The sequence below is a fragment of the Cytobacillus purgationiresistens genome, from assembly GCF_030813235.1.
GTDB classification, from domain to species: Bacteria; Bacillota; Bacilli; order Bacillales; family Cytobacillaceae; genus Cytobacillus; species Cytobacillus purgationiresistens.
In genome coordinates, this window is sequence record NZ_JAUSUB010000043.1 from 1 (window position 1) to 13149 (window position 13149).

Below are 13149 nucleotides of genomic sequence, written 5' to 3' on the forward strand. Positions count from 1 at the left end.
TTAGAACATATTTTCATCGTTTTTCTCCTTTTTCTTGTTCTAATCATCGGATTAGAACATATTTTCATCGTTTTCCTCCTCTTTCTTGTTCTAATCATCGGATTAGAACATATTTTCATCGTTTTCCTCCTCTTTCTTGTTCTAATCATCGGATTAGAACGTATTTTCATCGATTTTCTCCTTTTTCTTGTTCTAATCATCCTTAAATAGAACCTTAAGACACGTCACCTGCCCCCAACAACATTTGAAACACCATACCCTTAAACCTCTCTCGAAAAAACCTTTCATTATATTAGAATATCAAAATTATCTATAATAATCTTAATTTGTCAAATTTTCTTACAATAATATTGACAACAGATCTCTTTATGATAATAATTAAAACAATGTATCATATATAAAACATTTACCATTTTGCTCCATTTTTTCTGATTTTTCATACTACTTTTTGCGCATACAGGCAGTTTTACTTAACAAATAGGGTCTTATGACTTTATTAATAAAATTATATAAAAGGAGTTTTCAAAGATGAGAAAAATATTTTATTTAGCTGCAGCCTCTCTTTTTCTTTTTGTTTTATCTGCTTGTGGTGGTGCATCTTCATCAGGATCAACTGATGGTGAGATGGCTTCTGTTACTTTTGCTGAACCAGCTAGGATTTTATCATTTGCTCCCCTTTACGTCGCAATTGAAAAAGGCTATTTAGAGGACGAAGGGATTGATGCAAAAATCGCTTCTGGCGGAGGCGGCTCACAAGTCATCGCCACGCTTTTATCAGGTGATTCACAATTTGCTATTAGTGCGCCGCGAGCGATGCTTTCTGCTATTGAAGCTGGGGAAGACTTAATTTCCATTCAGGGCCTCAATTCAGCTTTGACCTATGAAGTAGCTTTTTCTAAAACGTATATGAAGGAGAAAGGAATCTCTCAAGACTCTACACTAGAGGATAAAATGGCAGCATTATCTGGAGCAACAATTGGCTCTAACCAGGTTGGTGACTCTGGGGATGTCTATTTAAGATATTTAATGCAGAAATATGGACAAGACCAAAAAACATTGGAAACCGTAAAAATGGATGGAACAGGCTCTAAAGTAGGAGCGATGCAAGAAGGAATTATTGATGGAGGTATCGCTTCTGCACCCTTCTCTTCTCAAGTGGAGGCTGAAGATGGGGGACTACTGGCTTTCCGTTTGAGTGATGAAGAAATGTACGCTGAACTTGCTTGGGAAATTGTATTTGCAAAACGCGACTATATTGAGGACAACCCTGAATTGGCTAAAAAGGTTGTAAAGGCTTTAGGTAAAGGGATTGAATTTACGAGAGAAAATCCTGCAGAAGCTGCCGCTGCCATCATTTCATATTTTGAAGGTGTAGATGAAGATATCCTCAAAACCTCTTTAGAGGGTTTAAAGCCAACCTATGTGGGTCATGGTGAAATGACTCAAGCAGCTTGGGATAATGCTCAAGATCCATTAGTTGAATTAAGTGAGATTTCTGGTGTACCTACAAAGCATGATACGACCGAGGATGTGTTATGGACAAATAGTTACATTGAGGAAGCATTCTCTAAATAATTCCAACCTGAAAGGATGATTGAAATGGCAGAATCAGCTGTGCAAACCAATCCGAAATTACGAAGCCAATTTTTAGATGTTACTTATGTAAATAATAAAACAGGTCATGAAGTGGTTGCACTTAAAAATATAAACTTAACCATCGAAGAAGGAGAATTCATTTGCATTGTGGGTCCATCCGGCTGTGGAAAAACAACTTTTCTAAATACGGTCATTGGTTTTATTAAACCGAGTAACGGCTCCATCCTTTTAGATAACAAAAAAATCGAAGGACCAGGACGCGATCGGTCCATGGTCTTCCAATCGCCTAGCCTATTACCTTGGCGAAATGTGTTGGAAAATGTCATGTACGGTGTTGAGCTGCAAAAAAGAGCGACACCAGAAATAAAGAAACTTGCAGTCGATTATATTGAGATGGTCGGTCTTAAAGGATTTGAAAAGCATTATCCTCATGAATTATCCGGCGGTATGCAGCAGCGTGTAAATCTTGCCAGAGCGCTAACTGTCGACCCCTCTTTGCTGCTATTAGATGAACCGTTTTCTGCTCTAGATGCGCAAACCCGGGAGTTCATGCAGCAGGAATTACTGAGAATATGGAGTGAAACAAAGAAAACCAGTATTTTTATTACACACCAGATTGATGAAGCTGTTTATTTGGCCGATCGGGTTTTTGTTTTTGGTGCTCGCCCTGGACATCTTGTAGACGATATCAAAATAGAAATCGATCGTCCACGTGATTTAAAAATAAAAAGAGACCCACATTTTTTAAAATATGTTGACCATATTTGGGGATTAATTGAAAATGAATCCTCCAAACAAGGTTTTGACTCATAAGGAGGGATAATCAGTGAAAAAAGAGGATGCTATTTCGATTGGAAAGATCAATCACAAGCCAAGGAAAATCTCCAAAAACCAAAGAAACTTTATCATTAGCACTGTATCTGTAATCACCTTCTTAGTGATATGGGAATTGGTTTCATACTATAAAGTAATTAATCCGCTTTTCATCAGCTCACCTTTAAGCATTGTAGAGGCAGCTGCTACCTTATTTGTTGACCCAGCTTACTGGAATCATATAGGAGTAAGCGCTTATGAATTTACATTTGGTTTCCTTCTCGCTTTAATGATTGGGATACCCATCGGAATATTTGCAGGCTGGAATCAAATTTTCAATGCGGTAATCAACCCATTTGTGTCAGCCCTTTATGTTACTCCCAAGGTGGCGTTATTACCAATAATCATTATCGCATTTGGAATTGGGATCACTTCCAAAATTGTCGTCGTATTTTTAATGGCGTTCTTCCCAATTGTAATGAGCGCCCAAAAAGCAATGAGCACTCTAGATCAAAACCTAATTAAAGCAGCAAGAAGCTTTACTGCAACTGAGTTTCAAATATTTAGGACAATCGCTCTTCCTTCCACCGTTCCCTTTTTATTAAACGGGATTCGCTTAGGCTTAGGTCAAGGGCTCATCGCTATCGTTGTCGGTGAAATGTATGCCTCTACTGCTGGTATTGGTTATCATTTAACCCATGCCGGCCAAAACTTAAAAACAGCGGAAATGTTTGTCGGTGTTGCCGTTATTGCAATCTCTGGAGTATTATTAACTGGAATTATTGGCTTAATTGAGAAAAGGTTTTCTTCTTGGAAACCGGAGTAAGTTTTTCGCCTATTGCTTTTGCAATAGGCTTTTTTATTTGCGAAGCTAGTTAACAGTACATAAATTAATTGATCTAACATTAACATCTTCATGATGTTCTATAAATGATAAATAATATTCCAAAATAAAAAAATACCCTAACAAAGGCATTTTTCCCTCCAGCAAAATTACACAATTGGATAGTTCGCTTCATACTCAGGATGAGCATAATAAGGAGGCCGCAACCCAATCTTCGGCATCTTCCATGATTGTTCCGTGTATTCCATTCGTACTTTCTCACCTGAGTGGTTTACCAAAAGCAAGGTCACTTCAGGATTAAATTCGTATGGCATAAGGTTACCTTCCTTCCAAGTTTATGATTGTGTTGTTTCCCCTCCATTAACATGTAAGACTTGCCCAGTGACAAATCGTGAATCATCTGAGGCAAGATAGACAAAGGTAGGCGCTAATTCAAATGGATGTGCCACGCGTTCCATGGGGTTAAATGCCCCATAAACTGCTACCTGATCTGATGAAAAACTGGCTGGTATGAGAGGGGTCCATATTCGTCCCGGAGCGATTGCATTCACGCGTATTCCCTGTTTGACAACATTGTTTGCTAATGCGCGTGTAAACCCAACATTTGCTGCCTTTGTAGCTGTATAATCAATTAATTGCTCTTCCCCTGCATAGGCAACCACTGAAGATGTATTAATAATTGAGCTGCCTGCACTTAAATAAGGAAGTGCCGCTCTCGTCGTATAGAAATGAGAGTATATATTGACTTTAAACGTATCATCGAATTGTTCATCAGTGATATCTAACAAACTTAACTGCTGAAACTGAATACCAACGTGGTTACAAAGGATATCGAGACGCCCGAAATTTTCTACCGTCCGTTCAACAATCGCTATACATTCTGATTTATCGCGCAGGTCACCTGCCATTGCTAAACAACGCTGCCCTAATTCTTCAATTCTATCTTTTGTCCTTTGCGCATCCACATGCTCATCTAAGTAAGAAATAGCCACATCTGCCCCTTCTTTAGCAAAGGCAATAGCTGCTGCTGCTCCCATCCCGCTATCTCCGCCTGTAATTAGCGCAACCTTTCCTTCTAATTTCCTGCTTCCTTTATAATGAGGATTTTCAATAATCGGCAAAGGAACCATAAGTCCTTCTATACCTGGCTGACGAAGCTGACGCTGTTCAGGAAAACTGATCGGGATCTCTTCATATCTTGTTATCTTTCCATAATTCGGATAGACCGGATAAGGATCCATTTTCATGTTTTCTTTAAAACTCTGCTGCATTTTTTTAATCTCATCCAGCTTCTTCTGGTTGCGATCCATTTATCTCCCTCCCTAAAATCATACTTCTTTTAAACATATGTGGAGGGTGAACTTGATTGAACCATCATTTTAACAGCTACTAAAGAAATTTATTTTAAAAACTAACAACTCAAATTCTATATTTTTTAAATTTCATGAGCAACTTTTGTAAGGTTTTCTGCAGCAGACGCCACCTCTTCAAACCCTTTTTCCATATTATTCACAACATCTACGATAGAAACAATTTCTTTTTGAATTTTATTATTTTGCAGCATTGTTTCGCCCATCGTATGTACAATTTGTTCAAAATGATTTTCTGTTGTGTTCATATGATTATTTCCACTTTCTACATCGCCACTCACTTTATCAAGTGACTGCGTTAGCCTGTCAATTTGTGAATTTGTATTTAGAATCAAGGACGAGACATCTTTAACAGAACTTCTTGTTTGTTCCGATAATTTGCGTACTTCTGTAGCAACTACTGAAAACCCAAGACCTGATTCTCCTGCTCTTGCTGCTTCTATAGCGGCATTTAAAGACAATAAATTGGTTTGGTCTGATATATCTGTAACAATATCAACAATTTCTTGCATTTCACTCAATACATTTAATAATTCTTCAACATCCTTTGTTATTTCTTTTACTGAGTGATGAATATTGGACATCACGATTGCTTGTTTATGTATATGATCTTTTCCCTTTTCCGCATTTTCCTTTGCAATTAAGGATAAGTTCTTTCCTGTATCGGCATGTGCAACAATCTCATTCGATTGTGCAACTAATTCTTTAAATGAAATATTGGTTTGTTCGGAAATCGTTGCAAGGTTTTCAGTCTCATTTGCAACCTTCTTCCGAACGAGCTGTTTCTGTTTTTCAATTTGTGATCTTAGTCTATCCGTTTCAGCATCGTATGCTTCTAAAACCAATTGCTGTTCTAAATTAAGGATTTTAGTAACTGCACTTATCGAATGAAAATAATCGCTCTTAATCAATTTACTTCTCTCAATGATCTCTAGCAGCGATAAAAGCAAATCTTGAAAAGCACATAAATACCATTTTGTTTGCAACCCGATTTTCACATGAATATTTGCGATTTTCTTTCGTTTTTCAAAATAGGCATCATCTACAATGCCATCAAACATTTCAATAATATGCTGCTTAAGCGTCATTTTTAATCTTTCAATAGAACTATGATTATTAATAATCTTTAGCAATATTGGTTCATAATGAAGGTTTTCATAAAACCGATCAACAATATAATCTATCTTTTCTATAACAAAGGGCTGTAAGGAATTAATCACCCGTAAATCAGCAGTTGTAAGATGAATCATTTTTAACTGGCTCTCAACTTCACTCCTTTGGATGAAGCTGATTTCCCCTGTCATTTGATCTAGGTTTAATCCAGGATCTTCGACATGTTTTTTTGTAAAGAACATTATTCTTTCCTCCTAATCAATAAACCATTAGGAATATTATACTATAAACATGTTAGTTATATTGTTTTGTTTTCTTTAGATAATTAAGTATAATTACCTATTCCGAAAATTCATTTCAGAAATGATTTAACATGCTTAAGAGAAATGACTGCCTGTAATTTTTCTATTCATTTTTAAGTAACTTACGTGAGAAACTTTGACTAATAACTAATACACCAACTAAGAGAATAATAATTGGTATGCAATATAATACAGAAAGCCAGTCTATTAGGTCTTCCCTTATAAAAATATAAAAGAAAAATAGATTATATGGAAAAACAATCAATATCGTGGAAATTAGGCCAGGCACATAAGCTTTTAGCAACAGAGATTGAATAGGATGGATGAAAATATTTAATGCGAAAAATAGATTTAAGCCTAAAAAGAGTATATAGTTATTCGTTAAGAGTGTTAACCCTATTAAAACGATGGCAATGATAAATAAAATAAGAACATCTATAGAAAACTGAGCGGCTGTGGTCCTTTTCATTTTATCTACTTCAGTCGAAATCCTATTGGGTATACGATGCTTTACTTTCGGATATGTATTTTTGAACCAGCTTTCTATCAAAATAATCTCCTCAAAATTATGAAGCATGAAAACAACCAAAAACATTCCTATAAAAAGATATTCAATCATTATAAAAATACCCCCGTTTCATTCACAGAAACAAATTGCTCTTAACTTGTTATAACTAAATAATAAAATGTTGCTTCTTCGAATGATACCTTCGCGTTAATCAATGTATTAATGGTAACATACACTGTAACCACGCCAAGCATTAAAATGATTAGACCACCGCTTTTAAGCATTTCTATATTTTTTTGATAAACAACGATGACTGTGATTAATATGATAAGCAAGTAGGATAAGGATAAAATGAACGTGGTAATTTCTGTATTCAAGTTATTAACAGCAATCATAAAATTGGTCAAAACTTCGCTATTAGACTTGTCCTCCTCTATCTCTGATCTTTCTCCTTTATGAGCTATTGTCCAGTGAAACGAATCCTGAGTTTTATTTACAGTGTATTCAAAACCACCTGCTTTCCTTTCTCCTATTACTATTGATGATGAATCCGCAAAAGTAGGTGAATCAATAAAAATAATTAATGCCAGCAGCATCGTTAAAAAAACTAGTAATCTTTTCATGGTCTTCTCCTAAGTTATAATTGCTTATATTTTACTAAAAATTTCATAAAGTTTGTTATTCAAAATATTTTGTAAACACCCCTTCACATTCCCTTAACCATTCTTTACACCTCCTTTATACTTTGCCAACAATACCTATATAAACTAAAAATGTACATAAATCAAAGGAGGATTTTCATTTGAAAACAAAGGAAAAAAAGAAAACTAGTTTCGTATTAAGCTCTGTCCTCGCAATCTCGCTTGGAGTGGCACAGCCCATATTTGCTGCTGAAACTCCACCAGCGGTGATTACATCAACCGTTACTGAGAATCCAAACAGTAGCATGAAGCTCTCTTGGGAAACCCGTGATCTCGATGTAACAAAAGCTATTGCACAGGTAGTTAAAAAATCAGATGCAAAAAAATTCGCCTCTAAACATGTAAAAACCTTTACTAGTAACGACATAGTATTTAAAAACAATCGTGCCTATAGTAAGGTTTCTGCAACTCAGCTGGAAGAAGGCACCGAATATCTTTATCGTGTCGGAGATGGAACAGACAAAGGCTGGAGTGATAAAGGGCAATTTAAAACAGCCAGCACTGATGAAGAAAAAGAATTTTCATTTCTCTACCTTTCTGACACACAATACAGCTCTGCCTCAACAGACGGAAAGAAAACGGAGCAAATGCTAAAAAATGCAACAAGCCAATTTAAAGATAGTGTGGATTTCACCTATTTAGCAGGAGATTTTACAGATAAAGCAAATAACCCTGATCAATGGGATACATTCTTTAATTTGTCACAGAATTTATTTCAAGATACTTTCATGGTCCCTGTCATCGGAAATCATGATAGTGCGAGCGGTCTTTACTTAGATAATTATTTCCCTTCACCTGAGAGCGCCAAGGAAAATACAGCTAATGAGTCATCTTATGTTTATTCCTTTGATTATGGATCAGCCCACTTCGCTTCACTCAACACTGAACATTCAAGTGGTGAGAAGCTGGAAGAACAAGTCGAATGGTTAAAAAAGGACATGGAAGCTTCAGATAAAAAGTGGAAAATTGTCCTATTCCATAAAAGTATTTATCCTGGTGCCAGCCATATTACAGATTCGGATATCATTCGCCTTCGTACCGCACTTTCACCAGTCTTAGATGAGTTAAATGTGGACGCCGTGCTTTCAGGACATGATCATGTATATAGCCGCGGATTTGTAAACGGGGATGGATCAAAAGAAAACGCTCAGCCAGTAAAACCAACAGATTTATCAACGGTATACGCACCAGATGCACCGCTTTATTACACAATCGTCTCTGGCGGCTTAAAGTTCTATAATCCGAAAAACTATTCTGTCACTACCGGAGATCCGCTCATACCTAATTATGATTTCCTTGATGTAAAAAGCACAAATGTAGAAGATGCAGCCTCCGCAGATGGCAACAAAATAACCTATAGCGAAGTAACCGTTTCAGATGAAAAAATTACATTCGATACGTATTACACAACAACGAAGACGAATGACAATCGACATTTAGAAACATTCTCCATCGTCAAAGAAAAAGAACATGAAACATGGTCTCCCGATAAGGTATACGTTGCAGGCGATCGCGTTAGCCATGACGGCCGTGTCTTTGAGGCAAAATGGTGGACCAAAGGTGAAAATCCGCTTAAATCCGGTCAATGGGATGTTTGGAAAGAAATAAAAGACGAAAATCCAAATGAAATCCCAGAATGGAATGCTTCAGATATCTATGTTGCTGGAGACAAGGCCTACTATAATGGAGAGCTTTATGAAGCCAAATGGTGGACTCGTGGTGACAATCCTTCAAAATCAGGACAGTGGGATGTTTGGAAAAAAGTAAAATAATAATCATTACTTGGGCATGCTTTGCAGTTTGAAGCATGCTTTTTTCTGTTATCGTAAATTAATACGGAAAATAAAGAGTTAAGTCAAAATTATGATTAGGTTTCAGCACAGGTATCTGATTCTAAAAAATGAACTGAAAGAGATAGATAAACAAAAAGCTAGCTTGGAAACAGAAAAGGAAGAGCTCACGGAACAAATAAATGAACTTGAAGAAAATAATCATTCATTGGAAAGTGAAATAGATAAGCTAAAAGGCAATTAGCCAGCGCCCAAGAAAACTCCAAGTCTGTTGTTATCACTAGCCAATCTTATAGATGGTTCTGGAACACCTAATAAAAGTAAAACAAGTGAGCAGGCCGTTACAACAGCAAGCAATGAAAGTTTTGCTAACTGTACAGAGCTAACAAAAGTATACCCAAATGGTGTGCCAAGTTCCCACCCAGCCTATCAATCAAAAATAGCTAGGGATAAAGATGGTTTGCTTGTGAAAGGTAGTTCTTAAAAAAACACCATGATTTCCTCATGAGAAATCATGGGTGTTTATCATTATAGGGTTCATCATTATGCTAACATTCATTAATTCCATAACAGCTGCCACATATTTGTTGTTTTTTACTTCATCAATAAAAAAAACCCTAGTATCTCTGTCATTGTAGATTTATTGGGAGAGAATCGTACCCCTTGCAAAACGGTTTAACCTCTGTATTTTATAGCTAAACCTTTTAAGAAGTTTCTTGCGTATCGATCGCCACACTCTACATAATTATTATGTCCTTCTTTGCGAAGTATAGCGCTTAACTCATTTTTCGTTATGATTACTCCTGCTTCTTTCAATATATCAATCATGTCTTCACTTCTTAACTCTAGCGCGATTTTTAATTTTTTTAGCAATACATTATTTACACTTCCATGCCTCTTGATAGACATCACAGTTTTTTCAGGCTGTCCTGGTTTTGGATCTTGTTTGCCTCTTTTAAATATGATGAATCCATTTAAAAATGACTCTAACATGATATCATCGCATTTTATAAAATCTTCATCTGATTCAGCATAATCCAATTCATCATCATAACTGTCCTTCGATTTTACAAGTATCTTCAAGACTTCTTCTCTTGATACATCAACGCCTCCAAGTTTAAATATCTCTACCATATCGATATTTTTAATATCCAAGGCATATCTCAGTCTAATTAATATATCATTATTATTCATATTCATCTTTAGTCCTCCTGAATTATTGTTATAACGTATCATAAATTAAATCCCATAAGACAATAGTTTAACACTTTAGAGACATGTTTTATACCTTTACTGAATGGTTATTGCTGACTTCACTAATAGAAAAAGCAGTGTTTTGATTTCTCAAACACTGCCAAATATCAAATGAAATTATGTATACGACTAATGCAGTGGAAAGCATTCAAGTGCCTTTAATGAAATTTTTGAAGTCTCAAATTCTTTTATGATATCATCCCAACTCATTACATGGCACCTACCTCCTTGTTTAATTGCATAAAAAAAGCACCTATCTTAAATGGATAGATACTTAATGTCATGTATTAAACGAATTTACTTCTTACTTGTCCCTTTCATATTCAATTTGATAAACATACTCTTTAAAATTATTAAATTGTTCATCATAAACATGCTTAAAAGACCATTTAAACATGTTTGTCATTACTTTGTATATCCAGCTTGATGGAACTAAATAAACGTTAACAATAAATTTTGTTCCTTCAGATGTCTCTTCAAGAATGTATTCTGTCTTGCTTACGCCTTCTTTTGTTTCTGTTTCAACCTTGGCTTGATAAGGTGGGTTATATTTCGTGTATAAACCTTGCAATTCATAAACTTTCTTTCCAATTTTCTGTCTTGTAATAAAAGTTGAACCTTCTTCTAAATCATTTTCACTACCATCGTATATGTTTTCTATTATTTGCGAATTCCATTTCAATACGTGCTCGTCTTTGTTTAAACATTCAAATACTAAATCTATATTAGAGTCTATTTCTAATTCAAAACTATAACAATGTATTTCTTTCAAATTTATTGTCTCCTATCTGGTTAGTATATTTTCACTCATTATACTCTAGAGAGGAAATTATTAAAATTATTTTTGTATACTTTCTCCATGAAAAATAGCACGCTCGAAAGGATGCTTTTAATCTAGCTAAACTTCACTGTCTAGCTGTGTCCAAAAAGTTTCACCATTTGAATCCTACAGCAAAATATTAATTCCTTGGATACTTTCTTTAGCCTCTAATACTTCTACATTCATACCTTAAACCATGCCCTCCATCAAAAAATCTATATCTCTTAAATGCCTTGCTAATTCATGTTCTCTTTCTCGGTAATCCATCTGCTCAAATAGTTGGGACAATCAAAGTGCTACCTCTTTAATTTACATTTCTAACATTTTGCTTTTTTTATTTCTTGTAGGGGTGAAATCATTTAGATGCATGTTAGCCAAATAATTATGGTGACATTCGTCATGCACTGCTTCATCAGAAATACCTCAGTTATGATTATGTCATCGTTTTTGCTGAATGGCTTTTTGCAGGATTTACATTTAAACAATGCTTTCACCTCTTAATTTACATATTGCTTATTTTGTTTAAATAATTTTCATTTCAATGCCCTAATCTGTATATAATTTAAATAACTATCCTTAATAAGAGGTGTACCATGAAAATAAGAAATTTTGGAAATTACCTTATAATCTTAGGGCTTATCTCAAGTCTTGTCGGGTTGGTTTATCGTCTTGGCTATACTGATTCAAGTCTTTTTAAATATTTGCACTTTGTTGGGATTATAATGTTTGCCATTGGAATATTTTTGGATATGATATTAAAAACATTAATTAAGAATAAAGAAAGATAATAATGCTTTACTAGGTAATTCCGTTACTTTTTTGTTTTTTTATTTAATAAATGTCACCCAATGTGTTTTACTTCGTTTATCACCGAACAATGGCTTGTGGCCAAAACAATTTAAAACCTCATGTTTAGAAATTTGATCCTCGTTCCATTTAAAAATTAATGTTCCACTTGGTTTAAGAACCCTCATACATTCATCAAATCCATTCCCCAAGTTGCCTCGGTTTAGCTTTCCGTATTTTTGTGATAACCAAGATTTTTCTCCTACTCGTATTAAATGAGGTGGATCAGATACAACTAGATAAAATGTTTCATCTTCAAATGGCATATTTCTAAAATCAACAACAACATCTGGAGCAACAACTAATGGTGTTATTAAAATTTGTTTGACATTAAAGAAGTTGGGTGAATTTAAGATAAAACGTATAGAATGGCAATTCTCTGAAAGCAGAAGTGGGGGAAAAATTGCTGGAGGTGCTATTGTTGAAACATTAGTTGCTGGACCTATAGGAACAATTGCAGGAGCAGGTTTCAATAGCTAATATCGATTTATTCGATGTAGAAAACCAAAGAGAAGCGCAAGAAGGCCAAAAAGCACATCAAGAAATAAAAGATGTTAATCCAGTAATGGAAATTCGTAAATTCATAGAATTATTGGGTGAAGGAATCATCACTCAAGAAAAGTTTGATAAAAAGAAAAGTCAATTACTTTAATAAAGCACGTATTAATGACGGGCTTTTATTTCATAACAAAAAAGAACATACATTCTCATATAGGGGGGGTATTTTGTTGAATTATATACTCACTAACTTAGAAGAGAGTATAAGGGATCAATACCTTAGCTTAGCAATTGCAAAACCATCTGAAATCGATATGCGGCAAATCGTAAATAATTTTGATATTTGGATTGAGTTTGAAGAAGGCAATAGCAAATTAGTAGAAACAGAAAAAAACTTGTTTACTATTTGTCTAGATAGTCGTAATTTCCTACAAAAGCAATGGCAGGATTTTGCACATGAGTTTGGACATGTAATGCGGCATGTTGGGAAACAACACGAACTGAGGGAATACTTTAGTGACCTTCAAGAGTTTAAAGCAAACAATTTTATGTACCATTTTTGTGTCCCAATATTTATGTTGATTGAGTACAACATTACTAACTGTCTAGACATTGAAAACGGAGCTAAAAATCGTTGAACTTTTTGAAAAATTCATCTCAAAGTAAGGAATTTTGCAGGGTATGTGGTTAAAAT

The 13149-nt window shown here is 35.0% G+C and carries 17 protein-coding genes; 9 read left to right on the top strand and 8 right to left on the bottom strand.

All coding sequences use genetic code 11. The annotated features are described in order from the left end of the window. From J2S17_RS26445 to J2S17_RS26460, 4 genes are all read left to right on the top strand, one after another. Positions 1 to 210, top strand: a 210-nt coding sequence (locus J2S17_RS26445; protein ID WP_307479803.1) for a hypothetical protein, incomplete at its 5' end; no start/stop codon positions are given. Positions 211 to 528: 318 nt separating this feature from the next. Continuing rightward, positions 529 to 1575, top strand: coding sequence for an ABC transporter substrate-binding protein (locus J2S17_RS26450; RefSeq protein WP_307479805.1), 1047 nt, complete (start codon positions 529 to 531; stop codon positions 1573 to 1575). A 24-nt stretch (positions 1576 to 1599) separates the two neighbouring features. Then, positions 1600 to 2409: an ABC transporter ATP-binding protein gene (locus J2S17_RS26455; protein ID WP_307479807.1), complete on the top strand. Its 810-nt coding sequence runs from the start codon at positions 1600 to 1602 to the stop codon at positions 2407 to 2409. A 13-nt stretch (positions 2410 to 2422) separates the two neighbouring features. Next, positions 2423 to 3235, top strand: coding sequence for an ABC transporter permease (locus tag J2S17_RS26460; protein ID WP_307479809.1), 813 nt, complete (start codon positions 2423 to 2425; stop codon positions 3233 to 3235). Between the two features lie 167 nt (positions 3236 to 3402). On the opposite strand, the gene J2S17_RS26465 is transcribed toward J2S17_RS26460, so the two are convergent. The 5 genes from J2S17_RS26465 to J2S17_RS26485 all read right to left on the bottom strand — a co-directional run bounded on the left by J2S17_RS26465 (position 3403) and on the right by J2S17_RS26485 (position 7169). Further along, complete coding sequence (locus J2S17_RS26465) at positions 3403 to 3567, bottom strand: hypothetical protein (protein WP_307479812.1); 165 nt, start codon at positions 3565 to 3567, stop codon at positions 3403 to 3405. 21 nt (positions 3568 to 3588) lie between these two features. Continuing rightward, on the bottom strand, positions 3589 to 4563 hold the full coding sequence (locus tag J2S17_RS26470; RefSeq protein WP_307479815.1) for an SDR family oxidoreductase: 975 nt from the start codon (positions 4561 to 4563) through the stop codon (positions 3589 to 3591). Between the two features lie 125 nt (positions 4564 to 4688). Beyond that, positions 4689 to 5978, bottom strand: coding sequence for a globin-coupled sensor protein (locus J2S17_RS26475; RefSeq protein ID WP_307479817.1), 1290 nt, complete (start codon positions 5976 to 5978; stop codon positions 4689 to 4691). A 163-nt stretch (positions 5979 to 6141) separates the two neighbouring features. Further along, the gene (locus tag J2S17_RS26480; RefSeq protein ID WP_307479820.1) at positions 6142 to 6657 is read right to left on the bottom strand and encodes an HXXEE domain-containing protein; all 516 of its coding nucleotides are present in this window, start codon (positions 6655 to 6657) and stop codon (positions 6142 to 6144) included. 41 nt (positions 6658 to 6698) lie between these two features. Then, on the bottom strand, positions 6699 to 7169 hold the full coding sequence (locus tag J2S17_RS26485; RefSeq protein ID WP_307479823.1) for a hypothetical protein: 471 nt from the start codon (positions 7167 to 7169) through the stop codon (positions 6699 to 6701). Between the two features lie 179 nt (positions 7170 to 7348). Between J2S17_RS26485 and J2S17_RS26490 the strand changes: the two genes are divergently transcribed. Next, a complete protein-coding gene (locus tag J2S17_RS26490; RefSeq protein WP_307479826.1) occupies positions 7349 to 9019 on the top strand; it encodes a carbohydrate-binding protein in 1671 nt (556 codons plus the stop codon). Between the two features lie 289 nt (positions 9020 to 9308). Beyond that, positions 9309 to 9521 (top strand): excalibur calcium-binding domain-containing protein, encoded by a 213-nt coding sequence (locus J2S17_RS28990; RefSeq protein ID WP_370875135.1) that lies wholly within the window; start codon positions 9309 to 9311, stop codon positions 9519 to 9521. 191 nt (positions 9522 to 9712) lie between these two features. On the opposite strand, the gene J2S17_RS26500 is transcribed toward J2S17_RS28990, so the two are convergent. Continuing rightward, the gene (locus tag J2S17_RS26500) at positions 9713 to 10237 is read right to left on the bottom strand and encodes a YehS family protein (RefSeq protein WP_307479828.1); all 525 of its coding nucleotides are present in this window, start codon (positions 10235 to 10237) and stop codon (positions 9713 to 9715) included. A 358-nt stretch (positions 10238 to 10595) separates the two neighbouring features. After that, positions 10596 to 11063, bottom strand: coding sequence for an SRPBCC family protein (locus J2S17_RS26505; protein WP_307479831.1), 468 nt, complete (start codon positions 11061 to 11063; stop codon positions 10596 to 10598). 641 nt (positions 11064 to 11704) lie between these two features. Here J2S17_RS26505 and J2S17_RS26510 point away from each other — a divergent pair. After that, the gene (locus tag J2S17_RS26510; RefSeq protein WP_307479833.1) at positions 11705 to 11899 is read left to right on the top strand and encodes a hypothetical protein; all 195 of its coding nucleotides are present in this window, start codon (positions 11705 to 11707) and stop codon (positions 11897 to 11899) included. Positions 11900 to 11938: 39 nt separating this feature from the next. Here J2S17_RS26510 and J2S17_RS26515 read toward each other — a convergent pair whose 3' ends face one another. Beyond that, positions 11939 to 12322 carry a class I SAM-dependent methyltransferase gene (locus J2S17_RS26515; protein ID WP_307479897.1) on the bottom strand — a complete coding sequence of 128 codons (384 nt, stop codon included), beginning with the start codon at positions 12320 to 12322 and terminating at the stop codon, positions 11939 to 11941. Positions 12323 to 12411: 89 nt separating this feature from the next. Between J2S17_RS26515 and J2S17_RS26520 the strand changes: the two genes are divergently transcribed. After that, positions 12412 to 12609 carry a hypothetical protein gene (locus J2S17_RS26520; protein WP_307479836.1) on the top strand — a complete coding sequence of 66 codons (198 nt, stop codon included), beginning with the start codon at positions 12412 to 12414 and terminating at the stop codon, positions 12607 to 12609. 76 nt (positions 12610 to 12685) lie between these two features. Beyond that, positions 12686 to 13093 carry an ImmA/IrrE family metallo-endopeptidase gene (locus J2S17_RS26525; RefSeq protein WP_307479839.1) on the top strand — a complete coding sequence of 136 codons (408 nt, stop codon included), beginning with the start codon at positions 12686 to 12688 and terminating at the stop codon, positions 13091 to 13093. The last annotated feature ends 56 nt before the right edge of the window (positions 13094 to 13149 follow it).

Excerpts from the sequence above, each read along its gene's own strand:
- J2S17_RS26450 (WP_307479805.1), top strand. The coding sequence starts at position 529 with ATGAGAAAAATATTTTATTTAGCTGCAGCCTCTCTTTTTCTTTTTGTT.
- J2S17_RS26455 (WP_307479807.1), top strand. The coding sequence starts at position 1,600 with ATGGCAGAATCAGCTGTGCAAACCAATCCGAAATTACGAAGCCAATTT.
- J2S17_RS26465 (WP_307479812.1), bottom strand. The coding sequence starts at position 3,567 with ATGCCATACGAATTTAATCCTGAAGTGACCTTGCTTTTGGTAAACCAC.
- J2S17_RS26470 (WP_307479815.1), bottom strand. The coding sequence starts at position 4,563 with ATGGATCGCAACCAGAAGAAGCTGGATGAGATTAAAAAAATGCAGCAG.
- J2S17_RS26475 (WP_307479817.1), bottom strand. The coding sequence starts at position 5,978 with ATGTTCTTTACAAAAAAACATGTCGAAGATCCTGGATTAAACCTAGAT.
- J2S17_RS26480 (WP_307479820.1), bottom strand. The coding sequence starts at position 6,657 with ATGATTGAATATCTTTTTATAGGAATGTTTTTGGTTGTTTTCATGCTT.
- J2S17_RS26485 (WP_307479823.1), bottom strand. The coding sequence starts at position 7,169 with ATGAAAAGATTACTAGTTTTTTTAACGATGCTGCTGGCATTAATTATT.
- J2S17_RS26500 (WP_307479828.1), bottom strand. The coding sequence starts at position 10,237 with ATGAATATGAATAATAATGATATATTAATTAGACTGAGATATGCCTTG.
- J2S17_RS26510 (WP_307479833.1), top strand. The coding sequence starts at position 11,705 with ATGAAAATAAGAAATTTTGGAAATTACCTTATAATCTTAGGGCTTATC.